General features: G+C 37.8%; 23 protein-coding genes. 19 read left to right on the top strand and 4 right to left on the bottom strand.

Features of this window, described 5'->3' with window-relative positions; genetic code table 11:
* Nucleotides 1-9: 9 nt before the first annotated feature.
* The 9 genes from IGJ76_RS07660 to IGJ76_RS07620 all read left to right on the top strand — a co-directional run bounded on the left by IGJ76_RS07660 (nucleotide 10) and on the right by IGJ76_RS07620 (nucleotide 7,156).
* Entirely contained in the window at nucleotides 10-825 is an 816-nt protein-coding gene (locus IGJ76_RS07660) for a transporter substrate-binding domain-containing protein (protein ID WP_067482377.1), read from the top strand.
* Between the two features lie 11 nt (nucleotides 826-836).
* Nucleotides 837-1,484, top strand: coding sequence for an amino acid ABC transporter permease (locus tag IGJ76_RS07655; protein WP_067482375.1), 648 nt, complete (start codon nucleotides 837-839; stop codon nucleotides 1,482-1,484).
* A 14-nt stretch (nucleotides 1,485-1,498) separates the two neighbouring features.
* The gene (locus IGJ76_RS07650; protein ID WP_067482374.1) at nucleotides 1,499-2,155 is read left to right on the top strand and encodes an amino acid ABC transporter permease; all 657 of its coding nucleotides are present in this window, start codon (nucleotides 1,499-1,501) and stop codon (nucleotides 2,153-2,155) included.
* Between the two features lie 138 nt (nucleotides 2,156-2,293).
* Nucleotides 2,294-3,133 carry a glutamate racemase gene (racE, locus tag IGJ76_RS07645; RefSeq protein WP_430596534.1) on the top strand — a complete coding sequence of 280 codons (840 nt, stop codon included), beginning with the start codon at nucleotides 2,294-2,296 and terminating at the stop codon, nucleotides 3,131-3,133.
* A 3-nt stretch (nucleotides 3,134-3,136) separates the two neighbouring features.
* Complete coding sequence (gene rph / locus IGJ76_RS07640) at nucleotides 3,137-4,495, top strand: ribonuclease PH (RefSeq protein ID WP_067482370.1); 1,359 nt, start codon at nucleotides 3,137-3,139, stop codon at nucleotides 4,493-4,495.
* Entirely contained in the window at nucleotides 4,496-5,008 is a 513-nt protein-coding gene (locus IGJ76_RS07635; RefSeq protein WP_067482368.1) for a metallophosphoesterase, read from the top strand. It abuts the gene before it with no gap.
* A gap of 111 nt (nucleotides 5,009-5,119) precedes the next feature.
* Entirely contained in the window at nucleotides 5,120-5,620 is a 501-nt protein-coding gene (gene cbpB, locus IGJ76_RS07630; protein WP_067482366.1) for a cyclic-di-AMP-binding protein CbpB, read from the top strand.
* Nucleotides 5,621-5,810: 190 nt separating this feature from the next.
* Entirely contained in the window at nucleotides 5,811-6,389 is a 579-nt protein-coding gene (locus IGJ76_RS07625) for a lytic polysaccharide monooxygenase (RefSeq protein ID WP_067482364.1), read from the top strand.
* 365 nt (nucleotides 6,390-6,754) lie between these two features.
* Nucleotides 6,755-7,156, top strand: a complete 402-nt coding sequence (locus IGJ76_RS07620; RefSeq protein WP_231885382.1) for a hypothetical protein — start codon at nucleotides 6,755-6,757, stop codon at nucleotides 7,154-7,156.
* A 254-nt stretch (nucleotides 7,157-7,410) separates the two neighbouring features.
* Here the strand turns inward: IGJ76_RS07620 and IGJ76_RS07615 are convergent, their stop codons facing one another.
* Complete coding sequence (locus IGJ76_RS07615; RefSeq protein WP_071868991.1) at nucleotides 7,411-8,328, bottom strand: mechanosensitive ion channel family protein; 918 nt, start codon at nucleotides 8,326-8,328, stop codon at nucleotides 7,411-7,413.
* 113 nt (nucleotides 8,329-8,441) lie between these two features.
* On the opposite strand from IGJ76_RS07615, the gene IGJ76_RS07610 reads away from it, so the two are divergent.
* Nucleotides 8,442-9,494: a branched-chain amino acid aminotransferase gene (locus IGJ76_RS07610; RefSeq protein ID WP_430596533.1), complete on the top strand. Its 1,053-nt coding sequence runs from the start codon at nucleotides 8,442-8,444 to the stop codon at nucleotides 9,492-9,494.
* 145 nt (nucleotides 9,495-9,639) lie between these two features.
* Here the strand turns inward: IGJ76_RS07610 and fabI are convergent, their stop codons facing one another.
* On the bottom strand, nucleotides 9,640-10,395 hold the full coding sequence (gene fabI / locus IGJ76_RS07605) for an enoyl-ACP reductase FabI (RefSeq protein ID WP_067482358.1): 756 nt from the start codon (nucleotides 10,393-10,395) through the stop codon (nucleotides 9,640-9,642).
* Between the two features lie 240 nt (nucleotides 10,396-10,635).
* Between fabI and fabZ the strand changes: the two genes are divergently transcribed.
* Entirely contained in the window at nucleotides 10,636-11,076 is a 441-nt protein-coding gene (gene fabZ / locus IGJ76_RS07600; RefSeq protein ID WP_067482356.1) for a 3-hydroxyacyl-ACP dehydratase FabZ, read from the top strand.
* A gap of 75 nt (nucleotides 11,077-11,151) precedes the next feature.
* On the opposite strand, the gene IGJ76_RS07595 is transcribed toward fabZ, so the two are convergent.
* Nucleotides 11,152-11,895, bottom strand: a complete 744-nt coding sequence (locus tag IGJ76_RS07595; RefSeq protein ID WP_071868989.1) for a peptidylprolyl isomerase — start codon at nucleotides 11,893-11,895, stop codon at nucleotides 11,152-11,154.
* A gap of 188 nt (nucleotides 11,896-12,083) precedes the next feature.
* Here IGJ76_RS07595 and IGJ76_RS07590 point away from each other — a divergent pair, with 188 nt between their 5' ends.
* On the top strand, nucleotides 12,084-13,178 hold the full coding sequence (locus tag IGJ76_RS07590) for a DUF871 domain-containing protein (RefSeq protein ID WP_067482352.1): 1,095 nt from the start codon (nucleotides 12,084-12,086) through the stop codon (nucleotides 13,176-13,178).
* Between the two features lie 355 nt (nucleotides 13,179-13,533).
* The gene (locus IGJ76_RS07585) at nucleotides 13,534-14,466 is read left to right on the top strand and encodes an alpha/beta hydrolase (protein WP_067482350.1); all 933 of its coding nucleotides are present in this window, start codon (nucleotides 13,534-13,536) and stop codon (nucleotides 14,464-14,466) included.
* 106 nt (nucleotides 14,467-14,572) lie between these two features.
* On the opposite strand, the gene gap is transcribed toward IGJ76_RS07585, so the two are convergent.
* Nucleotides 14,573-15,583, bottom strand: coding sequence for a type I glyceraldehyde-3-phosphate dehydrogenase (gap, locus tag IGJ76_RS07580; protein WP_067482348.1), 1,011 nt, complete (start codon nucleotides 15,581-15,583; stop codon nucleotides 14,573-14,575).
* Nucleotides 15,584-15,881: 298 nt separating this feature from the next.
* On the opposite strand from gap, the gene obgE reads away from it, so the two are divergent.
* The 6 genes from obgE (at nucleotide 15,882) to recJ (ending at nucleotide 23,301) form a co-directional block, all read left to right on the top strand.
* Entirely contained in the window at nucleotides 15,882-17,195 is a 1,314-nt protein-coding gene (gene obgE, locus IGJ76_RS07575; RefSeq protein WP_067482346.1) for a GTPase ObgE, read from the top strand.
* Between the two features lie 290 nt (nucleotides 17,196-17,485).
* Nucleotides 17,486-18,076 (top strand): DUF1269 domain-containing protein, encoded by a 591-nt coding sequence (locus IGJ76_RS07570; RefSeq protein WP_071868986.1) that lies wholly within the window; start codon nucleotides 17,486-17,488, stop codon nucleotides 18,074-18,076.
* A 155-nt stretch (nucleotides 18,077-18,231) separates the two neighbouring features.
* Nucleotides 18,232-19,176 (top strand): ribonuclease Z, encoded by a 945-nt coding sequence (gene rnz, locus IGJ76_RS07565; protein ID WP_075491705.1) that lies wholly within the window; start codon nucleotides 18,232-18,234, stop codon nucleotides 19,174-19,176.
* Nucleotides 19,173-19,961: an SDR family NAD(P)-dependent oxidoreductase gene (locus IGJ76_RS07560; RefSeq protein ID WP_071868984.1), complete on the top strand. Its 789-nt coding sequence runs from the start codon at nucleotides 19,173-19,175 to the stop codon at nucleotides 19,959-19,961. The genes rnz and IGJ76_RS07560 overlap by 4 nt, the downstream gene beginning before the upstream one ends.
* Nucleotides 19,962-19,969: 8 nt before the next feature.
* Nucleotides 19,970-20,413 carry a LapA family protein gene (locus IGJ76_RS07555; RefSeq protein ID WP_067482338.1) on the top strand — a complete coding sequence of 148 codons (444 nt, stop codon included), beginning with the start codon at nucleotides 19,970-19,972 and terminating at the stop codon, nucleotides 20,411-20,413.
* Nucleotides 20,414-21,003: 590 nt separating this feature from the next.
* Nucleotides 21,004-23,301: a single-stranded-DNA-specific exonuclease RecJ gene (recJ, locus tag IGJ76_RS07550; protein ID WP_218657839.1), complete on the top strand. Its 2,298-nt coding sequence runs from the start codon at nucleotides 21,004-21,006 to the stop codon at nucleotides 23,299-23,301.
* The last annotated feature ends 8 nt before the right edge of the window (nucleotides 23,302-23,309 follow it).

Genomic DNA, 23,309 nt, shown 5'->3' with positions numbered 1-23,309 from the left:
AGGAATTGTATGAAAAAGCAAAAAAGCTTTCACTTACTCTTTCTGTTAAGTATCGTGCTACTTGCACTGGTTGGCTGTAAAAGCACAAGCGTAGCGGACGAAAATATCGCAGAAAGAGTCAAAGAAACAAATAAGATTACCTGGGGTGTCAAATATGATACTCGTTTATTTGGCATGATGGACATCAAGTCTGGTGAAGTTCAAGGTTTTGATATCGATATTGCAAAAGCTATCACCAAGAAAATACTTGGTGAAGATGGGCAAGCTGATTTTATCGAAGTAACATCGAAGACTAGGATTCCGCTGTTGAAAAATGGAAATATTGATGCAATCATCGCAACGATGACCATCACGGATGAACGAAAAAAACAAGTTGATTTTTCAGATGTTTATTTTGATGCTGGACAATCATTGCTAGTCAAAAAAGGGAGCAGTATCCAAAGCGTGACTGATTTGGATGATTCGACAACAGTTTTGGCTGTCAAAGGTTCGACCTCAGCAGCAAATATTCGTGAACATGCACCAGATGCAAAGATTTTAGAACTAGAAAATTATGCAGAGGCGTTTACGGCACTTCAGTCAGGTCAAGGTGATGCGATGACGACTGATAATGCGATCCTTTTAGGAATGGCGGCTGAAAACCCAGCGTATACGTTAGTTGGGGGAACCTTCACTAATGAGCCTTATGGCATTGCAATCAACAAAGGGCAAGAAGAATTTTTAGGTAAGGTCAATCAAGCATTAGCAGAAATGATTGCTGATGGTACGTATGATGAAATTTATCAACGCTGGTTTCCAAATGAAACAGATGGCAAAGTTGATTAAGGAGGAGCAATATGAGTGAATTGATACAAACTTATGGAGCGACCTTTGCAGAAGGATTCAAAATTACAATTTTTTCCAGTGTTTTGGCGCTCGTAGCTAGTTTAGTTATTGGAACATTGATGGCGATTTTTCAGTTATCAAAAAATAAATTAGTCAATGGTCTGGCAAAAGCTTACGTTGAGTTTTTCCGAAATATTCCATTACTGATTATTGTCATGTTTTTCTATGTAGTTGTACCTATGTATTGGCTACAATTGAACGGTTTTCAAGCCGGAACCATTGGTTTAACGATTTATACTTCCGCGTTTATTGCGGAAACGGTTCGTTCAGGAATCCAAACGGTTCCTAGTGGACAAATGGAAGCGGGGCTTTCTTCAGGTTTTACTTATTCAGAAACGATGCGCTACATCGTATTGCCTCAAGCTTTTAAAATAGTTATTCCACCGTTAGGAAATCAGTTTATCAATTTAGTGAAAAACTCATCTATTTTAGCAATGGTTGCAGGATTAGATTTGATGTATCAAGGTGACTTGATTGCCAGCGAAACATTCAATACATTTGATACCTATATTATTGTTGGTCTATTTTATTTGATTATTACGTTGCCCCTTTCTTATTTGATGGTTCATCTTGAGAAAAAATGGGCAGTTCGTTCATAGAAGGAGGAAGTTGAATGGATTTTAGTGGTGCTTTTTCATGGATGAATATCCGTTTTTTACTAGAGGGATTGAAAGTGACCGTCGAAGTTTCATTGGTCTCAATCATTTTTAGTTTTTTGATTGGTGGCTTAACTGGTGTGATCCGTTTTGCGAATATTCCTTATTTATCCAAAATTGTTGGTTTGGTGATTGATGTCATTCGAAATCTGCCATTGTTACTAATCATTTTCTTCACGTATTTTGCTTTACCCCAAGTGGGAATCCAAATGAATATCTTTTGGTCAGCAGTTGCTGCGTTGACGATTTTTGAATCAGCAATGCTCTCAGAAATATTCCGCGCAGGTTTGAATGCCGTGCCAAAAGGACAAATGGAAGCAGGGCTATCAACTGGATTGACTTATGTTGAAACGATGCGGACGATAGTCATGCCTCAAGCATTTAAATCAATGATTCCCGCAATTGTCAGTCAATTGATTTCATTAATTAAAGATACGTCATTAGCCGTAATTATTTCTTTACCAGAGTTGACGCACCAAGCGCGAATCATTTATGGGCAAAATACGAATTATGTTTTACCGATGTTTGTAGCAATGACGTTGATGTACTTTGTCATTTGTTACGCACTCTCATTATTATCGGGCTTTTTGGAGCGACGAAAATATAGTTATTAAAAAAAACCTCAAATTCTTTGTTGAAAAATGAACAAAGGGTTGAGGTTTTTTCTTTGTAAAAGAAGAGTGATAAGCAAGCTTTGTAAGAAGTTCAAGACTTGAAAAATTGTACCAAAAAGTCCACAATAGACAGATAGAATGAAATCAAAAAAAGGATGGGTTCCATTGTCAGATAATCGCCCAATAGGTTTTATTGATTCAGGTGTTGGCGGCCTTACAGTTGTCAAAGAAGCACTGAAACAATTGCCAAATGAAAATATTTTATATGTAGGAGATACTGCGCGTTGTCCATATGGTCCGCGACCTGCAGAACAAGTGATTCAATTTACTTGGGAAATGACTAACTATTTGGTCGATCAAGGAATCAAAATGCTTGTGATCGCTTGTAACACTGCAACTTCAGTGGCTCTAGAAGAAATCAAAGCGACATTGCCTATTCCTGTGATTGGAGTTATCCTTCCGGGAACGCGTGCTGCTTTAAAAGCAACGAAAAATCAACAAGTAGGAGTGATTGCAACATTAGGTACGGTTAAAAGTGGTGCCTATGAATCAGCACTCAAAGAAAAAGCACCGGAATTGACCGTTAGTAGCTTACCTTGTCCAAAGTTTGTTTCAGTGGTGGAAAGTAATGAGTATCATTCCTCTGTTGCAAAGAAAATCGTAGCAGAAACTTTAGCACCACTGCTAACCAAAAAGTTAGATACACTTATTTTGGGTTGTACTCACTATCCATTGTTACGCCCAATCATTCAAAATGTAATGGGAGAAAGTGTGACTTTGATCGACTCAGGTGCAGAGACTGTTGGAGAAGTTTCTATGTTACTCGATTATTTTGAAATCAGTAACGCGCCCGTTCCAGGACGAACAATCAGCAAGTTTTACACAACAGGTTCACCTAAATTGTTTAAAGAAATTGCCCAAGACTGGTTACCGCTTGATGAGTTAGAAGTGGAACATATCGAATTAGGAGGAAAATAGCGCATGCGTCATGATGGAAGAAAAGCACAAGAATTAAGAAAAATTGATATTCGTACCAATGTATTCAAACACCCCGAAGGATCAGTGGTCATCAGTTTTGGTGACACAGAAGTGATTTGTTCTGCGACAATTGAAGCTTCTGTTCCGCCGTTTTTGCGAGGAACTGGTACAGGTTGGGTCACTGCGGAATACAGCATGCTTCCTCGAGCAACAAATACTAGAAATCGTCGTGAAAGCAGTAAAGGAAAATTAACTGGTCGAACGATGGAAATCCAACGATTAATTGGCCGCTCTTTGCGCGCAGTCGTCGATTTGGAAAAATTAGGTGAAAGAAGCATCATCGTTGATTGTGATGTAGTTCAAGCTGACGGCGGAACACGCACAGCAAGTATTACAGGTGCTTTTGTCGCTTTAACATTAGCGGTTGAGAAACTGGTCAGAGAAAAAGAAGTGACAGAAGATCCCTTGAAAGAACACTTGGCTGCCATTAGTGTGGGAATCTTGCCTGATGGTCAATGCGTAGCAGATTTAGATTACGAAGAAGATTCTGCAGCGTTGGTTGATATGAATCTAGTAATGACTGAATCTGGCAAATTTGTGGAAATTCAAGGAACGGGTGAAGAGGCAACTTTTGATGGTGAACAATTAAATGACATGCTTTTTTATGGGAAATCAGCAATCGAACAGCTGATTGCAGAGCAAAAGCATGCGTTGTTGACTGAACTTTCAACTGAAGCAAGTCAAGCGCCAGAAGTAGCAAAAACAATCGTCATTGCAACAAAAAATCCCGGAAAAGCGGAAGAATTCCGCCAAATGTTTGGCAAAGAAGGATATGCAGTCAAAACCTTGTTTGACTATCCTGAAATACCAGATGTAGAAGAAACAGGGAAAACCTTTGAAGAAAATGCTCGCTTAAAAGCTGAAACAATTGCACAGATTTTAAAGCAGCCTGTATTAGCAGATGATTCTGGTTTGAAAGTCGATGCATTAGGTGGGATGCCAGGTGTTTATTCCGCACGTTTTGCAGGAGAACCAAAAAGTGATGCAGGAAACAATGCAAAATTATTGCATGAGTTAACAGATGTCCCCAATGAACAACGAACAGCACAATTTCATTGCACATTAGTCTTTGCAGCACCTGATAAAGATAGTTTGGTGGTGGAAGCAGAGTGGCCCGGGAAAATTGCTAGAATTCCTGAGGGAGAAAATGGATTTGGTTATGATCCGTTGTTCATTCCAGACGGTTCAACGCAAACAGCTGCGGAAATGTCTAGCGAGGAAAAAAATCAAGTAAGTCATCGCGGACAAGCAATGAAAAAATTGAGCCAAAAATGGCAACAGTGGTTGGAAGGAGCAAAATAAATGCGCTATTTAGTTGTAAGTGATAATCATGGTGACCGTGATATTTTGGTGGATTTAGTCAAACGCTATCGTTCAAAAGTTGACTTTTTCTTTCATTGTGGAGATTCAGAATTACCTGCAGACGATTCATTGTGGGAAAATTTTCAGGTTGTCCAAGGAAACTGTGATTACGGTCCAGGGTTTGAAGCAAAGAAGGTCATCAATACTGGTCGTGACACCATTTATCTTACCCATGGACATCTGTCGAACGTTCGTTTTGATTTGACTCAGTTAGCTCTAGAAGCTCAATCAGTAGAAGCCAATATGGCATTTTTTGGTCACACACATCAGATTGGTTGTGAGGTGGAAAATGGCATTTTATTTTTAAATCCCGGTAGTATTTCACAACCACGCGGACCCATTCAAATTCCATCGTATGCAATCATTGAAAGTTTAGCCGATGAGATCAATGTGCACTATTATAATCGCGCACATCAACCAGTAGAAGAATTAGTTTTTCACTTTTCTCGCTGATTTTATGGATTAATTTCTAATTTTTGCTAAAAATTCATCATTTCTTTATGGATTTTGCATCCGGTTTCGGTAAAATAAAGTTGTTGAACAAATAAGAATGGAGGCCACTCGATGATTGGACCTGTAGTAAGAGAACTGCTGTTGGAAAATCAAGACACATTTTTGATTCCTGCAGAAAACGTAGCAAATGTTCTTTATCAACACCCGCTTTCTCATGGCTTACTTGTTTTGTCGAAAGTCGGATATTCAAAAATTCCTGTTTTGGACAAAAACGATCGCTTTGTCGGATTGATTAGTTTATCTGATGTAGTGAATAAAATGTTGGATTTGCAAAATATCAGCATGGAACCATTAGAGGGCTTGACGGTCGCAGATGTGATGGAAGTTGGCGTTACGACAGTTGACGAAAACTGGGAGCTAGAAGATGTGTTGCATTTGTTAGTTAATTCACCTTTTCTACCCGTTGTCACAGAAGAAAAAGTTTTTAAAGGAATCATCACTCGAAAAGAACTATTAAAAGCGGTGAATTTCATGGTCCATGAATTAGAGAGACGAAATATTTTGACTTCTAAAACTGAAGGACTAAAAGAAACGATCAATCTGTTAAATTAAAAAAACAATCATTTTATTTTATTGGTTATTTTAAATGTGAAATGGTTGATTGAAGGCAGACAGGACAAAGGTTTTTGTCACTGTCTGTTTTTTTGTTGTGCAACTTAATAACCAAACTGCCAAGCATATTTATTTCCAAAACAAAAGTAAGCGGTTACAATATAACTATCAAATCAGAGGAGGTTCATTTATGAAAAAGCTTGGTAAAGTTTTATTGTTGGTTTTGGTCGGGATTGGATTATTCGGTTTTAGTCTTCCTGGGTTTGCACATGGCTATGTGACACAACCTGGTAGTCGTGCCTATTTTGGAACAGCAGCTGCGGGGAACTTGAATCAAAACGTTGGTCGTGCACAGTGGGAACCACAAAGTATTGAAGCATTGAAAAATACATTTATCGACGGAAAAATCGCAAGTGCTGGTGTGACAGGTTTTGAGCCTTTAGATGAACAAACAGCGACTCGTTGGCATAAGAGTCAAATCAATACAGGTTCATTAAATGTTTCTTGGACATTAACTGCACAGCATCGAACAAGTACTTGGGATTATTACATGACTAAACCAGGTTGGAATCCTAATCAGCCATTAAAATTTAGCGATTTCGAACAAATTGGTCAAGTAAATGACAATGCAACAGTACCACCAAAATTGGTTAATCATACTATCTCTGTTCCACAAAACCGCAATGGTTATCACCTTATTCTAGCCGTTTGGAATATTAGTGATACAGTAAATGCTTTCTATCAAGTCATGGACGTAAATGTTCAATAAAAAATGAATACAAAAAGAGGTTACAAATTGTGCCTGATTTCAAAGTCTAGCTTTGGAGGGATGGTACATAAGTTATAATTTCTTTTTATCATTTAAGAGTCCGAAACTTTTCTGTTTTTGACTCTTTTTTTGGTATACTTGTATTTGGTTGATATCAAAAAATATGAAGCTATTAACTATAAAAAATAATTTTAACTGTAGTAATCAATCAATGAAGAAAAATGATTTTTACTAGTATTGTTAATCAAGAGATATTAACTATTAGCTAGAGAAGGGAAAAATAGTTGTTAGACTTTTCAGATTTACTTATAAAGCACCAAGACTCGTTTATCTATGTTGATAATCGAAAAAAAACAAGCGATATTTTGAAACAACTTGTTGATCTGGAAGAAAAACCAATTGATTTTCTTCCGCAAAAACGGATTGAATTATTAGAAAACAATCTCATTCATTCAATCCACTTTGATAAATCAAAAGGCGTTTCACTCAAACTTTTCTTTGTAATAGACAATGAAAAAAGTAGAAACTATTATCAGCACCCATACTTTATTCAAAGTGTGACAGATCCTTTCCTACAAGATAAGCGAATATATATTTTTCTTGATGAATCAGTTGGTATGGTTGAAACAAATAGTTCTCTGCTAGGATTTGATGCTAAAATTCTTTCTGGTATTTCACCGAAAAATGTTGAAAAAAAAGACAGCTATTTTATGGATTATATTTCAGCATTTGAACTAAGAGCCGAAATAAATAAAAATGTAAACTGATTGTTGAATTAAGCTGTTATACGAAGTATGTGTCACACTCGATGTATGGAGAAATCATAGAAAAAAGGAGAAAAAGAGTAGCTACTCTTTTTCTCCTTTTTTCTGTTGCTACACGGATAGTATTTACTCGTGTAGCAACAAATAGTTCTTGCATTCATTTTCTAAAAACTAAATGAAATAAAACGAGCTTTTTATTCAATACACAAATGAATTTGGCATTCTTTTATGGATGACAGGAGCCCATTTGTTAATGTTTAACCCACCGTTCCGACTGGCGTATTCGGAATCGTAAATCCAGCTGTCGTCAATGCTTGAACATATGCACTAAGAAATTCCTCTTTTAAGACATATTGTTTGCCGTTTAGTGCGTAACAAATTGTTCGAATCGCAAAGTTACTATTACCTAAATCAACAAGTCCGAAAATCGTTGGTTCAGTTTGCAACTCATTTTGATATTTTTCTGCCAGCTGTTGATTGACTTGTTGAATGACAGCTTGAATTTTATCATAACCTTCTTCAGGGACGATTCGGATATCTAAACGAACTAACATATTTGCCCGTGATAAATTACTAATCGTGGTGATATTTCGATTGGGAATATAGTGAACAGTTCCATCTGTTGCTTTTAACTGTAACGTACGAATCCCCACGGAAACAACAGTGCCTTCAATGGACAAATTTGCTAACTGGATATAATCACCAACATCCATTTGCTGCTCCATGATGATAAAAAAACCGGTAATCATATCATTCATGAAGCCTTGTGCACCTAAACCAATGGCAACCCCGGCGATTCCGGCACCCGCCAATAAGGAACCAATCGGCACACCGATGACGGACAACAACGCATAGATAAAGAAGAAGCCAAGTGTATAATGGAAAATTGTATGAAGTAAACTGTGGAGAGTTTTTAAACGACTCTCGTTCAAACTGGCTTTTTTGGAATATTGGCTAAATGACTTATCAAGTAAGTATTTTCCAATTTTGCTCAAAACACTAAAAAGAATTACTAGAAAAATCAGATAAAGTGTTTTTTCGATAAACGTTGCAAGGATCGCGTCCCAATCAATCTCATTCCAAAATCGTTGGAAAGCATTTACTTGCTGGACAGCTTGGTCGGTAATTGTTTCACTTGATGATGTTTTTGTTTCTGTTATTTGTGCTAAATACATAGAATCCTCTTTTCTTTCACTCGTTCTTTGTAACATTGTATCAAGAAGTAGAAAAAAAGAAAATGGAAGAGAAAAAGTGTTTTTCAAAATAAAAATGACAAACAACTAAGCGAATGGTAAAATATGGAAAAAAACATGAAGGGGACACGAATATGCAAATAGATTGGAATAATCTTGGGTTTTCATATATCAAAACACCTTGGCGCTACATTGCTAAATGGAAAGATGGAGAATGGAGCAAAGGTGAGTTAACAGAAGATAATTACTTAACGATTCACGAAGGATCACCTGCGTTACATTACGGGCAACAATGTTTTGAAGGATTAAAAGCGTATCGTCGAAAAGATGGAAAAATCAATCTATTTCGTCCTGAACAAAATAGTCGCCGAATGAACCAAAGTGCACGTCGTTTATTGATGCCAATGGTTCCGGAAGAAATGTTTGTGGATGCAGTCAAGGAAGTTGTCAAAGCGAACGAGGAATTCGTACCACCTTATGGGACAGGTGCAACGTTATACCTGCGACCTTTATTGATTGGTGTAGGAGAAAATATTGGTGTGCACCCAGCACCAGAATATTTATTTGTTGTCTTCTGTACGCCTGTTGGTGCTTATTTCAAAGGTGGATTAAAACCAACGAACTTTATCGTTTCCGATTACGATCGTGCTGCACCAAAAGGAACAGGAGCAGCTAAAGTGGGCGGGAACTATGCAGCTAGCTTATTACCTGGAACACAAGCACATGAATTAGACTATTCTGATTGTGTGTACTTAGATCCAGCGACGCATACAAAAATTGAAGAAGTTGGCGCGGCGAATTTCTTTGGAATTACAAAAGATGGAAAATTCATCACACCACAATCACCATCTATTTTACCAAGTATCACCAAATATTCGTTGCTGCAGCTTGCTGAAGAACGTTTAGGGATGGATGCCATCGAAGGAGACGTCTTCATTGACAAGCTTGATGAATTTGCAGAAGCAGGTGCGTGTGGGACTGCGGCAGTTATTTCACCAATTGGCGGAATCTATCATGATAATCAACTCCATGTTTTCTACAGTGAAACTGAAGTGGGGCCTGTAACTAAACGTTTATATGACGAATTAACTGGCATTCAATTTGGTGACGTAGAAGCACCTGAGGGTTGGATCCAAGTAGTGGACTAGCACAAAGAAAAATACAAAGAAGCTGGAGAGTTATTTTCCAGCTTCTTTTGTTGTTACTCAATCAAATAGTAGGTGAAAAAAAGCGGGTGACGCATCAGCGCCAACCGCTTTTTTATCAGTTGTTTCTAAATAATGCTAACGATTTTTATGATAAGTGAACACCTTTGTCCACATAAACGATATCACCAATCATACCGCTTGAAAGTGGACTAATCAAGAACGCGCAAGCATTGCCGACTTCTTCAATTGTGACACCTTGTTGATCTGGTGTACGTGATTCAGATAGTTGAATTAGTTTTTGGTAATCTTTGACGCCTGTCACAGCTAAAGTTTTAATTGCACCAGCAGAAATTCCGTTGACACGGATACCTTTTGGTGAAAGTTCTGCAGCCAAGTAACGAATGGCTGCTTCAAGTGATGCTTTAGCGATTCCCATCATGTTGTAGTTTGGAATTGCACGTTCAGATCCAAGATAAGACATGCTGACGATTCCGCTGTTTTGTGCTAAATATTTTTGCGCATATTTTGTGACAGCGATTAGGGAATAGCTACTGATATCTTGTGCTAATTGATAACCATCTCTGGAGATATCTGAAACATTTCCTGATAATTCTTCTTTATTTGCATAAGCGATTGCGTGAACAAGTCCGTGAATCTCACCAGCGTAAGCGCCGATAGCGTCCATTGCTTGCTCGATACTCTCGTCACTAGCGACATCACACTCGACAGTAAAAGCATCTTCACCAACTAATTTTAGTAAAGATTTTTTCATGCGTTCATTTTGATAAGTATAGATGATTTCTGCTCCTTGTTTTTGCATAGCTTCGGCACAGCCCCACGCAATACTCTTTTTGTTTGCGACGCCCATAATGACGATTTTTTTTCCTTTTAAAAATGACATATTGACTCTCCTTTGTTTCGCGAAAAATTTCGTTGTCTAGTAAAAAAATAAAATAAAAAGATAAGTGCTTAAAAGAAAATAACTTCCTTGATTTCTTATTATTAGGCAAAATGCTTTGATTGTCAAACTATTTTTTTGATATTAAAAAAAAGATTGCTAAATAATTAGGAATATGATACTTTGATAATCAAAGTAATAAATGAATTGGCATTTGCCTGAAATGAAAGAAGGAGCATATATATGTCTTATGTTTTATCTGCTACAGAAGTTATGGATTTGATTCCTAATCGTTACCCGATTTGTTATATTGATTACGTGGACACATTAGAGCCAGGAAAGAAGATCGTTGCGACGAAAAATGTCACAATCAATGAAGATTTTTTCCAAGGTCATTTTCCAGATAATCCAGTGATGCCGGGAGCCTTGATTTTAGAAACTTTGGCGCAAGCTGGTTCAATTTTAATTTTGAAATCAGAAGAATTTCTAGGGAAACGTGCCTACATTGGGGGAATCAATAAAGCAAAATTCCGTCAAAAAGTTGTACCAGGTGATGTAATGAAGTGTCACTTTGAAATCACAAAATTAAAGGGAGCTGTGGGTACTGCACTTTCAGCTGCATACGTTGATGACAAAAAAGTTTGCGAATGTGAATTTACTTTTATCGTAAACCAAGATGCTTAATACTTAATTTTTTAATTTAGGCAAAGCAAAAGAGGAGAAGACTTATCAGAAAAGTCTTCTCCTCTTTTTAATGATTTATTTTGTTTCAGCTTCTTGTAAAACTTTGATACTTTCGATTTTTACGTCAGTTGTTGGTTTGTCATTGCTGTCAGTTTCAACTTGCGCGATTTTATCAACGACGTCCATTCCTTCGATTACTTGTCCGAAGACGGTATATTGGCCATCTAAACTTGGATAACCACCATTTTTATACGCATCGATAATTGCGCGAGGGTAATCCTCTTTTAGTAAGCCGTCGTGTACGTCATCAGAATTTTGAACGATAAAGAATTGGCTACCATTACTGTTTGGATCTTGTGAACGTGCCATTGAAAGTGCACCACGAATATTGTACAACTGATTCGAAACTTCTGTTTCAAATCCTTCTCCCCAAATACTTTCACCACCAGTGCCATCACCTTTTGGATCGCCACCTTGAATCATGAAGTCTTTGATCACTCGATGGAAAGTTAAGCCATCATAGTAACCATCTTTGGCGTGCGTCATAAAATTTTCAACTGCTTTTGGTGCTAATTCAGGGAACAATTTGATTTTGATTGTTCCTTCACTAGTGGTCATTTCGACTAATGATTCATTTGCAGCAACTTCGTTCGTTAATTGGGGTAATTCCAAAGCGTTGAGGTCAACGCTACTTTCAGTCGTGCTTTCTGCAGTACTTGCTTTCGTGCTTGAAGTAGTTGTTTGATTGGTTGAACAGCCTGCAACAACGAGTAGAGCTGCAGCCAGTCCAAGAGTTAACATTAATTTTTTCTTTTTCATATCTGGATCCTTTCTTCTTTAAAAATAGTCTACATTTATGATAGCAAACTCTTGAACAAAAACCTAATGAAAATTAGCAAGCAATTTTTCTTTTTGAAAGCCTTGGTAAAAGGTGTAGACCATTTGTATCATGTTTGTTATAATGTAAGTGGATACAAAAAAGCAAACCGCTAGGAGGCAATAGGATTATGGGAAAACTTGGAGTTTCGATTTACCCAGAACGCTCAACATTTGAAAAGGATAAAGCATATTTAGATTTAGCACATAAATATGGATTTAAACGTGTGTTTACAAGCTTGCTACAAGTGAATGATAACAAAGAGCAAGTATTAGCCGAATTTACAAAAGTAGTCGACTATGCGAATAGCTTAGGAATGGAAGTAATGGTAGATATCAATCCTGCCTTATTTGAACAACTTGAGATTTCTTATGATGATTTATCATTCTTTGATGAAATGGGCGCTTATGGCGTACGTTTAGATATTGGTTTTACGGGTGCAGAAGAAGCGAAGATGACACGTAACCCATATGGAATCAAAATTGAAATCAATATGAGTTCTGGAACAAACTACGTGGATAACATCATGAGTTATTCACCAAACACAAATAATTTATTGGGATCTCATAACTTTTACCCACATCGCTATTCTGGTTTGAGTTACGATCACTTTGTTTATTGTTCAGAAAAATTCAGAAAATATAATTTGAATACGATGGCATTTGTGAATTCACAAGTTGCCACTTTTGGTCCATGGCCAACACAAGATGGGTTGTGTTCATTAGAAGACCATCGTGATTTAGAAATTTCAACGCAAGTAAAACATTTGATGTTAACTGGCTTGATTGATGATATTTCTGTTGGGAACGCTTATGCAAGTGAGGAAGAATTAAAAGCAATGGCAGAAGCTTTCAATGCAGATTATCCAACATTAAAAGTCGATGTAGAAGAAGGCATTACCGAAGACGAACGTATTTGCTTGTTTGATAACTTACACAGCTATCGAGGAGATCGTTCAGAATATATTTTACGTTCGACAATGACTCGTGTTTATTACAAAGATAAACCTTTCCCAGCTCATAATACTCGTGACATGGCTCACGGAGATGTTTTGATTGATAATGTTGGCTACGGTCAGTACAAAGGTGAAACACAAATTGCTTTGAAAGAAATGAAAAATGACGGTCGTGTAAATGTAGTCGGCCGAATTTCAGCAGATGAATTATTCTTGCTTGATTTCTTGAAACCTTGGTCAAGCTTTAAATTGATTGAAAATGTGAAGTAAGGTTGTGGCACCAAGCGATTAGCTCCGAAAAGATAGCGAGCAGACACTCAAAATAGCATTTCATATTTTGAAGTGATTGTGAGCTATGTCGAAGAGTTGATTGGGGAACACCGTGAATAAGGTTGTGGTTCCAAGCGGTCAACTTCAAGCAATAAATTAAAAGAGGCAAGTAAGCTTTCAAAAATAGCTTTTTACCATCAAGTACTTCAAAAAGGATCAGGACACGTAAATGTCTTGGTCCTTTTTATTTATCGAATCAATTTGCATCAAACAAAAACATTGATTATACTTAGGATTAAATTTATTCGTTCAGTGATTTATTTTTAATTTAAGTGATAGGAGAAAAGTGGAGAACATGAAACTTTGGGTGAAAATTAGTATTGGCGTGATCCTGGTAGTAACGATTGGGTTAGGTTTTGCAGCAAATTATTTTTATAATTATGCAATCGTTCCAGCGCCGAAAGACTTTATTGGCGAAGATACACCTGGCACTACAAAAACGGCAGAAGAAACTGCAACGCAAACGTGGTTCAAAGCAAAAGAAAATCGTACGCATTGGACGATCGAATCAGATGATCAACTAAAACTTTCTGCGATTTATCTGCCTGCAGCAAAACCAAGTAGCCAGACAGTGATTGCGGCGCACGGCTATATGGGCGATGCTGAAACGATGGCAAACTATGCTAAAATTTTCCATGATTTAGGCTACAATGTCTTACTCCCAGATGCACGAGGACATGGAAAAAGTGAAGGAAATTATATTGGATTTGGCTGGCCAGAAAGAAAGGACTATGTAAAGTGGATCAACAAAGTTCTTGAAACAAATGGAAAACAAGAAGAAATTGCTCTTTATGGAATCAGCATGGGTGGTGCAACGGTGATGATGACCAGTGGAGAGCAGCTTCCTAAAAATGTGAAAGCAATCATTGAGGATTGTGGCTATTCTTCTGTAAATGAAGAACTTTCATACCAACTAGCAGACATGTTTAATCTACCGGCATTTCCATTGATGCCTGCGACTAGTTTAATGACGAAAGTTCGAGCAGGTTATTCTTTTAATGAAGCAAGTGCAGTCAAACAATTGAAGAAAAACCAAACGCCAATGCTCTTTATTCACGGTGATGAAGATACGTTTGTTCCGTTTGAAATGTTAAATGAAGTCTATGAAGCGACCAATGTTCCAAAAGAAAAATATATCGTAAAAGGGGCGGAGCATGCTAAGGCATATGCTATTGACCCAGAAAAATATCAGCAAGTAGTAAAAGATTTCCTAGTGAAGTATTTTTAAGTATGTGATGATGAATCAAGTGGTTCAGTGTAATAACTATAAAAAGAGCCGAGACACCTGTCTCAGCTCTTTTTAGTATGGTAAGAAATTTTGATTGGAAAATTTCTTATAAGTTAGCAAATTTTTCTAATAAACGAATCATTTGGCAAGTGAAGCCATATTCGTTATCGTACCAAGCAACAGTTTTAACAAGTTGGTAATCACCAGCTGAAGTTACTTCTGTTTGTGTTGGGTCGAAGATTGAACCTTGAGTTGTTCCGATTACATCACCAGAAACGATTTCGCGGTCATCATAACCAAATGATGGGTTGTCAATTGTATGTTTTTTAATTGCTTCATTGACTTCATCAGCGGTTACTTTTGTTTTTAAGATTGATACTAATTCTGTTAATGAACCATCAACAACAGGGACACGTTGAGCATGACCTTGTAATTTGCCGTTCAATTCAGGAATAACTAAACCGATTGCTTTTGCAGCACCAGTTGAGTGAGGAATTGTGTTGTCAGCAGCAGAGCGAGCAGCACGCAAGTTTCCACCTTTTACTGGTCCATCTAATAACATTTGTGTTGAAGTATAAGCATGGACAGTTGTCATTGTACCAACTTCGATACCAAATTCGTTATTTAAGAAATAAGCCATTGGTGCCAAGCAGTTAGTTGTACATGATCCAGCAGAGATGATTTTATCACTTGCGTCTAAAGTGTCATCATTTACGTTATAAACGATTGTTTTCATTGCGCCAGCTGGGGCAGAGATCACAACGCGTTTAACGCCTGCGTTCAAGTGAGCTTGTGCTTTTTCTTCTGAAGTATAAAAACCAGTACATTCTAGTACGATGTCTACTCCGTTTTCTTTTACCCAAGGGATTTTACTTGCATCAGGTTCAGCATAAACACGAGTTGCTTCCCCATCAACCACGATTGAGTCTTCTGTAGCAGTAACTGTTCCAGGATAAGTACCATGTGTTGAATCGAATTGTAATAATTGTGCTAACATAGTTGGACTTGTTAAGTCGTTGATTGCAACTACTTCGATGTCATCAGATACTTCTTTGATACGACGATACGCTAAGCGTCCAATACGTCCGAATCCATTAATACCTACTTTTACTGTCATAATCAAAAGTTCCTCCTTTAATTTAAGGGCTGTGAACGTGCCGCAACCTCTCTTAATACGATTTAAGTTTGCTACTAAATTTAAAATTTGTCAAAAAATTTATCTTTTCACTTGATTTTTCCGAAAATTTCAGTTGGATTTGCTAAAAATGCAAAAAATGGTAAGAGATAGCAAAGTTTTGGCTGAAAAGATAGACAAAACGTGATTTCATCGCTAAAATAAATAGGACTTTTGTTTATTGTGGAAATTCAGGTAGTCGAGAAATTTAAATAAATAAATACAATAGGAGGACGAGAATATGTCCATGTTTTTAGATCAAGTAACAATCGATGTGAAAGCTGGTAAGGGCGGCGATGGAATGGTTGCTTTTCGTAGAGAAAAGTATGTTCCTGATGGCGGACCAGCTGGTGGTGATGGTGGTCACGGTGGCGATGTTATTTTAGTTGTCGATGAAGGCTTGCGCACATTGATGGACTTTCGTTTCAATCGTCATTTCAAAGCACAACCGGGTGAAAATGGAATGAGCAAGGGAATGCATGGTCGCGGTTCAGACGACACATACGTTAAAGTCCCTCAAGGAACAACTGTACGTGATGCAGAAACAGGTGCTTTACTAGGTGATTTGATTGAAAATGGTCAAACTTTAGTAGTTGCTAAAGGCGGTCGCGGTGGTCGCGGAAACACTCGTTTTGCTTCACCACGTAATCCTGCACCAGAAATCGCAGAAAACGGTGAACCAGGACAAGAACGTAAAATCGAATTGGAATTAAAAGTCTTAGCAGATGTTGGTTTAGTGGGTTTCCCTTCAGTCGGAAAATCAACATTACTTTCAGTTATTTCTTCTGCACGACCAAAAATCGGTGCCTATCACTTTACTACGCTAGTTCCTAATCTTGGAATGGTCACAACGACTGATGGTCGAAGCTTTGCGGCAGCTGATTTACCAGGTTTAATTGAAGGAGCTTCACAAGGTGTTGGTCTAGGTACGCAATTCTTACGTCATATTGAACGCACTCGTGTTATTTTACATGTGATTGATATGAGCGGGATGGAAGGGCGAGATCCCTACGAAGATTATTTAGCAATCAACCATGAGTTGTCTACTTATAATTTGCGCTTATTAGAACGCCCACAGTTGATTGTTGCGAATAAAATGGATATGCCAGATGCAGAAGAAAATTTGGTGAAATTCAAAGAGCAATTGAATAAAGAAAAAGCAGATGAATTTGCAGATGACATTCCAGTATTTCCAATTTCTGGAGTGACACGTAAAGGGCTGGATGCGTTATTGAATGCAACTGCCGATTTACTAGAAGTCACACCAGAGTTTCCTCTTTACGATGAAGAAATTGAGGAAGAAACGGTTCATTACGGATTCACACCTGAAGGGCCAGACTTCAAGATTGATCGTGAGCCAGATGCTACTTGGGTATTAACTGGTGAGCGAATCGAAAAATTATTCCAAATGACGAATTTTGATCACGATGAAACAGTTATGCGTTTTGCACGTCAATTACGTGGTATGGGTGTTGATGAAGCATTGCGTGCCCGCGGTGCTAAAGACGGCGATATCGTTCGGATTGGTGAATTCGAGTTTGAATTTGTTGAATAAAGGACAGAAGTGAAAAAGGCTGTGAAAGAAGTGCTCAGCATTTTGCGGTGATTGCAAGCTATAATGAGAGTTGCTTTGGAAACAACGTTCATTAGGAAAAATAAACTGGAGCAAAATGCCAGTTGTTCTTAATACAAATACATTTTTTCTATTTAAGCTGTTATTAACACACCACTTTTTTGTTTTTTTAATTTTTTAAAGTAAACACTTCTGTTTTAGGGGTTATTATTTTATTTCTGGCTAAATCAAAGGTAAAATGAAATGAACGCAAAAAGTGAGGAGTGAGTCAAATGAACAAACGAGTGATTATTTTAAATTTTGATGTGGAGAGTCAAGCTTATCAAGCCTTTTCAGAAATCAAAAAGTTTCATGCTACTCGAAAAATTAAGGGCGAACAAATGGCTGTAATCAGTCACGATCCCAATGGAACACACCAATTTAAAGTCGAAGATTTTATCGACTTTACTGGAAGTAATAAGTCTTCCAAGGGTGGCATGATTGGTATGCTCGTTGGTATCTTGGGTGGACCACTTGGTATTTTACTTGGCTGGTTTGCAGGCGGAATGATTGGAGCAACTCAAGACGCGAAAGAAATTCAAAATGCACAAACTGTTTTTGACTTTGTTGGCGATAAAATTGGCGAAGGTGCTACTGGTCTGATTTTGATTGCGGAAGAAGAAGATAATCGTCCATTGAACCAATTAGTTATGATGGAACTGGGTGGAGAAATTACCCGTCTAGACTATGATGATGTCGAAAAAGATGTTGCCGATGCGAAAGAAGTTGAACGTAGCACAAAAGAAGCAGCTCAAAAAACATGGAGTGAAAAACATCCACCAGTTGAGAATCAATCAAGGGATGATGAAAACGAACAAGAATAAGTTCTGTTTTATTTTCACTTTGAATAGTTCCAACAAAAAAGTGAATTCTGGCAGAGAAAAAGTGTACTTGAGGCACTTTTCTCTGTCTTTTTCGGTTGCTTATCCGTGCATTTTCCCCTAAAATTAGAGGGAACTCATAGAAAGTCAGGTAGATTATGGAATTACAATTTTTAGGGACAGGTGCAGGGGTACCTGCGAAGCAGCGAAATGTAACAAGTATCGCATTAAAACTATTAGATGAACGTAATGAAATTTGGTTATTTGATTGTGGTGAAGGCACACAGATGCAAATTTTGCGTACAAATATTCGTCCAAGAAAAATCGAAAAGATTTTTATTACGCATTTACATGGCGACCATATTTTTGGTTTACCAGGATTAATTAGTAGTCGTTCATTTCAAGGTGGAGACACACCATTAGAAATTTATGGTCCAAAAGGGGTAGAGCAATTTGTTAAGACAGCACTATCTGTTTCACAAACTCGTTTAAGTTATCCGTTGAAATTTATTGAAGTACATGAAGATGAACCAATCTTTAAAGATCAACAGTTTGCAGTGTATACAAAGAAATTAGATCACGGAATTGATAGTTATGGGTATCGCGTAGTCGAAAAGGATCATAAGGGCGAGTTGCAAGTAGAACGCTTAAAAGAATTAGGTGTGCCTGCCGGTCCAGTTTATGGTCAGTTGAAGCGCGGAGAAACAGTTCAGCTAGAAGATGGTACAACCATTAATGGCAAAGAATTCGTGGGTCCTGATAAAAAAGGGCGGATTGTTACGATTTTAGGCGATACAAGAAAGACGGCTAATGCCGTTGAACTTGCCAAAAATAGTGACGTATTAGTCCATGAAAGTACCTTTAACAAAAATGAAGCGAAAATGGCACATAATTATTTTCATTCAACTTCTCATCAAGCAGCAGAAGTTGCAACAAAAGCGAAGACAGCGCGTTTGTTGTTAACGCATATTAGCGCTCGTTATGTTGGTAAAGCAGCTTTTGAGCTGGAAAAAGAAGCGCAAGAAATTTTTCCAAACACAACGATTATGAAAGATTTCGATGTGATTGATATTCCATTTAGAGACGAGGAGGTACTGTCATGAAATTAGCAAATAAAGTGGTATTGGTGACTGGTGGATCTGCGGGATTAGGTGCAGAAATCTGTTATGAAGCAGCAAGACAAGGAGCTATCGTGATTACTTGTGCTCGACGGATTCAGTTGATTGGAGAAGTAAAAGCAAAGTGTCAAGAGTTGAGTGGCAAAGAAGCCTATGCTTTTCAAGTGGACGTTAGCAATCCAGAAAGCGTTGAAAGCCTGTATGAAAAAGTGATGACAGAAGTTGGTCGAGTGGACGTATTGGTTAACAATGCTGGCTTTGGCATCTTCGAAGATTTCCTACAATTTGATTTAGGAAAAGCTTATGATATGTTTGAGGTTAATGTGTTAGGTATGATGGTCTTGACGCAAAAATTTGCAATTGATATGGCAGAAAGAAAGAGTGGGCACATCATTAATCTAGCCTCAATGGCAGGGAAAATGGCTACAGCTAAATCAACGATTTACTCTGCAACTAAATTTGCTGTGATTGGTTTTTCCAATGCATTGAGATTGGAATTAAAACCATTTGGGGTCGCAGTCACGACTGTTAATCCAGGGCCAATTGCTACAGAATTTTTCGATAAAGCAGATCCAAGCGGAGAATACTTAGCTAACTTAGGACAAATCGTACTAGATCCAACGAAGTTAGCAAAACAAATTGTGCGGAATATGAGTCATCCAAAACGTGAAATCAACCAACCAGTTATCATGGAAATCGCAGCCAAATTCTATACGCTTTTCCCACACATTGGGGATTATTTAGCTGGGGGAATTTTTAATAAAAAGTAGGTGAAAAAATGAAAAAACAAAGCAGTGTGATTTTAGGGTTTCTTTTAGTATTAGTGATTGTTTTATTTGCAGTATTCAACATTGAACAAGTTCCGGTGAGTCTGGGGTTTGCTTCATTTTCAGCGCCATTAATTTTAGTTATTATTGGTTCAGCACTGATTGGCGCTTTGATCGTCTTTTTAACAGCTTCAGCTAGTTTGTGGCAACAAAAAAAAGAAATCAAAAACTTAACACAGGAACTTGCTGAATATCAAAGTAGCGTACAGCAAAAAATTGAGACAGCAAAAGAAGAACAACAACGCGAATTTCGTAATGAACGGGCAGAATTAGAGGCCGCTTACCAAGCAGAACTACAAGCGAAAACGGTGAAAATCAGTCAATTAGAAGAGACTGGTGACACCAAAGAAGACGGAGCTCAATCTCCACAACAAAGCTTCAATTATTTTGATTAATCAGTTAGTCAAACTGAATTAGAAAAGGAGTGTGACGAAGTCGCGCTCCTTTTGTGCTTGTTTAGGGGAAAGTCATCTAGGTGCTAGCTAAAGCTAAAATAAGCTTTTATTCTCATTTTAGAAAAGTTTCCTTATTACTTGAAGCTGGTCGTTTGGAACCACAACCTTATTTACGGTGTTCCCCAAGCAACTTCTCACAATAACTCTCAACTTTTTAAAAATATGAAAGTCTATTTTTAGCAGTTGCTCTTTATTTTTTCGAAGCTGACCGCTTGGAACCACAACCTTATTTACGGTGTTCCCCAAGCAACTTCTCACAATAACTCTCAACTGTTTAAAAATATGAAAGTCTATTTTTAGCAGTTGCTCTTTATTTTTTCGAAGCTGACCGCTTGGAACCACAACCTTATTTACGATGTTCCCAAAACAACTCCTCGATATAGCTTGCACTCACTACAAAATATGGAAAGCTATTTTGAGTGCTTACGCGCTATCTTGTCGGAGCCAAGCGTTTTGCGCCACACCCTTCTTTTCCACCTCTTCTTTTTGTCGGTTTCGTTTGCTATAATAACTAAGTTAGGAGTGAGACAGTGAAGCAAGCAAATTATGATTGGAAATTAAGTGCCGAAGAACCACCTGAAGCTTTTTTTCAGCTAATCAATAACCATAACTTATCTCCTTTTATTGGCAGAATGCTTTGGCAGCGCGGATATCAGGAAGAACAAGAAATCAAACAGTTTTTATATCCAAAAGAACAACAATTACATGATCCGTACTTGATGCATGATATGGATAAAGCAATCAGCAGAATCCAAGAGGCAGTTATCAGTGGCGAAAAGATTCTTGTGTATGGCGATTACGATGCCGATGGAATCACCAGTACGACAATTATGAAAGAAACACTTGAATTACTAGGGGCAGAAGTAGAGGCCTTTTTACCTAACCGTTTTGAACACGGCTATGGACCGAACCAAGCTGTCTATGAAGAAAAAATTAATCAAGGGACACAATTGATTGTTACCGTTGATAATGGGGTTGCTGGGAATGAAGCAATTGCCTATGCTCAAAGTGTCGGAGTTGACGTTATTGTAACCGATCACCATGAGATGCCGGCAGTGTTACCAGATGCTTTCGCAATCGTTCACCCACGACACCCAGATGGAAATTATCCATTTACTGATTTAGCAGGTGTAGGAGTGGCTTTCAAAGTTGCAACAGCTTTGTTGGAAGAAGCACCAGCAGAATTTTTAGATTTGGTTGCAATTGGAACAATCGCTGATTTAGTGTCGCTAACTGGGGAAAATCGCAGTTTAGTCTCACTAGGAATTGATGCTATTCGCCATTCAGAAAGAATTGGTTTACAAGCATTGTTTGCTGAAAGTGGAGCAAAAATGAAAGATGCTGATGAAACGACTATTGGTTTTTCCATCGCACCACGCTTGAATGCGATTGGTCGAATGGGTGATCCTAACCCCGCCGTGGAACTGATGGCGACTTTTGACGAAGAAGTTGCTCAAACACAAGCAAAAAAATTAAATGAAATCAATGAAGAACGTAAAAGCGTTGTTGAAGAAATTACTCAAGAAGCATTAGCGATGGTAAATCCTGCTAACAGTATCCATTTATTAGCGAATAATGGCTGGCACGAAGGCGTTTTGGGAATCGTTGCGGGTAAAATTATGAACGAAACGGGTAAACCCACGATTGTACTGACTTTAAAAGAAGATGGATCTGCCAAGGGTTCCGGGCGTAGTGTAGAGGCCTTGAATCTTTATGAAATGTTGAATCAAATGAGAGATTTATTTACTTATTTTGGTGGACATCATGCAGCTGTTGGTTTGACTATGCCTCAAGAGAACATTGAGTTGTTGCAAGAAAAAATGAATGAGTATGTGAAAGAAAATCAGATTGATCTGACGAAAGGACCAGCGATGAAAATTGATGAGGTGCTTTCGCCTAAAGATGCTTCTTTGACATTATTAGATGAGTTGAAATTGTTAGCACCTTTTGGAACCGATAATCCTGTACCACAATTTTTATTCAAACAAGTGACTGCGACACAAGTAAAAAAGATTGGTGCAAATCAACAACATTTGAAATTCGTTTTAACAGATGAGGGGGAGCAGCTAGATGCAGTTGCTTTTGGATTTGGTTCTCAAGAAAATGAACTGTTAAATGATTCACTTGATATCGTTGGGAAACTCTCAGTTAATGAATGGAATGGTCGAAAAAAAGCACAATTATTGGTTTCTGATTTCGAGGTCAAAGGACTTCAAGTGTTTGATTGGCGTGCAAAACGATTCCGTGACCACGTAGCATTACCAGAAAAAACATGTTATCTAGCATTTGACGAGACAGTTAAAAAACAGGTCTCCCCAAGTATTCGTGAACAAATAGTTACTTTTACAGAAATGGATCAAATGAAGAGTTGGCTGGAAACGAATCAACCAGAATCGCTTGTATTAGTGGATTGCCCAACAGAACTTGATGAGCTGAAAGCTGTGTTTCATGCGGGAACGTTTAGCCGAGTTTATTTATTGGGTATTTCTTCACAGGAAGCTTATCTTAATGGAGTTGGTTCGAGAGAACAATATGCTCGCTTGTTTCAGTTTATTAAAACACAAGATAAAGTTGATATTCGCTATAAAACAAAAGCAGTCGCGCAGTATTTAAAAATTCCAGAAAAATTATTAATTTTTATGATTCAGGTGTTTTTTGAATTGAAATTTGTTACAATAGACGATGGTGTTTTGCAAAAAGTCGCCCATCCAGAAAGTCACCCGTTGACTGAAAGCACTCTGTATCAACAGCGACTAAAGAAAATTAAAGTTGAGGAATTTTTACTACTAAGTGATATTCCTACCATTAAGAAATGGTTAACAACCTAGGAGGAAAC

The sequence above is a fragment of the Enterococcus sp. DIV0175 genome (assembly GCF_050529075.1).
Classification (GTDB): Bacteria; Bacillota; Bacilli; order Lactobacillales; family Enterococcaceae; genus Enterococcus_B; species Enterococcus_B thailandicus.
This window is presented reverse-complemented; position numbering and strand designations above follow the sequence as displayed.

What these genes read in the sequence shown, in the direction of transcription:
- racE (WP_430596534.1), top strand. Translation starts at nt 2,294, where the DNA reads ATGAAATCAAAAAAAGGATGGGTTCCATTGTCAGATAATCGCCCAATA.
- cbpB (WP_067482366.1), top strand. Translation starts at nt 5,120, where the DNA reads ATGATTGGACCTGTAGTAAGAGAACTGCTGTTGGAAAATCAAGACACA.
- IGJ76_RS07585 (WP_067482350.1), top strand. Translation starts at nt 13,534, where the DNA reads ATGAAACTTTGGGTGAAAATTAGTATTGGCGTGATCCTGGTAGTAACG.
- rnz (WP_075491705.1), top strand. Translation starts at nt 18,232, where the DNA reads ATGGAATTACAATTTTTAGGGACAGGTGCAGGGGTACCTGCGAAGCAG.
- IGJ76_RS07660 (WP_067482377.1), top strand. Translation starts at nt 10, where the DNA reads ATGAAAAAGCAAAAAAGCTTTCACTTACTCTTTCTGTTAAGTATCGTG.
- IGJ76_RS07595 (WP_071868989.1), bottom strand. Translation starts at nt 11,895, where the DNA reads ATGAAAAAGAAAAAATTAATGTTAACTCTTGGACTGGCTGCAGCTCTA.
- fabI (WP_067482358.1), bottom strand. Translation starts at nt 10,395, where the DNA reads ATGTCATTTTTAAAAGGAAAAAAAATCGTCATTATGGGCGTCGCAAAC.
- IGJ76_RS07625 (WP_067482364.1), top strand. Translation starts at nt 5,811, where the DNA reads ATGAAAAAGCTTGGTAAAGTTTTATTGTTGGTTTTGGTCGGGATTGGA.
- IGJ76_RS07590 (WP_067482352.1), top strand. Translation starts at nt 12,084, where the DNA reads ATGGGAAAACTTGGAGTTTCGATTTACCCAGAACGCTCAACATTTGAA.
- fabZ (WP_067482356.1), top strand. Translation starts at nt 10,636, where the DNA reads ATGTCTTATGTTTTATCTGCTACAGAAGTTATGGATTTGATTCCTAAT.
- IGJ76_RS07610 (WP_430596533.1), top strand. Translation starts at nt 8,442, where the DNA reads ATGGTAAAATATGGAAAAAAACATGAAGGGGACACGAATATGCAAATA.
- IGJ76_RS07555 (WP_067482338.1), top strand. Translation starts at nt 19,970, where the DNA reads ATGAAAAAACAAAGCAGTGTGATTTTAGGGTTTCTTTTAGTATTAGTG.
- IGJ76_RS07560 (WP_071868984.1), top strand. Translation starts at nt 19,173, where the DNA reads ATGAAATTAGCAAATAAAGTGGTATTGGTGACTGGTGGATCTGCGGGA.
- obgE (WP_067482346.1), top strand. Translation starts at nt 15,882, where the DNA reads ATGTCCATGTTTTTAGATCAAGTAACAATCGATGTGAAAGCTGGTAAG.
- IGJ76_RS07655 (WP_067482375.1), top strand. Translation starts at nt 837, where the DNA reads ATGAGTGAATTGATACAAACTTATGGAGCGACCTTTGCAGAAGGATTC.
- IGJ76_RS07635 (WP_067482368.1), top strand. Translation starts at nt 4,496, where the DNA reads ATGCGCTATTTAGTTGTAAGTGATAATCATGGTGACCGTGATATTTTG.
- IGJ76_RS07615 (WP_071868991.1), bottom strand. Translation starts at nt 8,328, where the DNA reads ATGTATTTAGCACAAATAACAGAAACAAAAACATCATCAAGTGAAACA.
- rph (WP_067482370.1), top strand. Translation starts at nt 3,137, where the DNA reads ATGCGTCATGATGGAAGAAAAGCACAAGAATTAAGAAAAATTGATATT.
- IGJ76_RS07570 (WP_071868986.1), top strand. Translation starts at nt 17,486, where the DNA reads ATGAACAAACGAGTGATTATTTTAAATTTTGATGTGGAGAGTCAAGCT.
- gap (WP_067482348.1), bottom strand. Translation starts at nt 15,583, where the DNA reads ATGACAGTAAAAGTAGGTATTAATGGATTCGGACGTATTGGACGCTTA.
- IGJ76_RS07650 (WP_067482374.1), top strand. Translation starts at nt 1,499, where the DNA reads ATGGATTTTAGTGGTGCTTTTTCATGGATGAATATCCGTTTTTTACTA.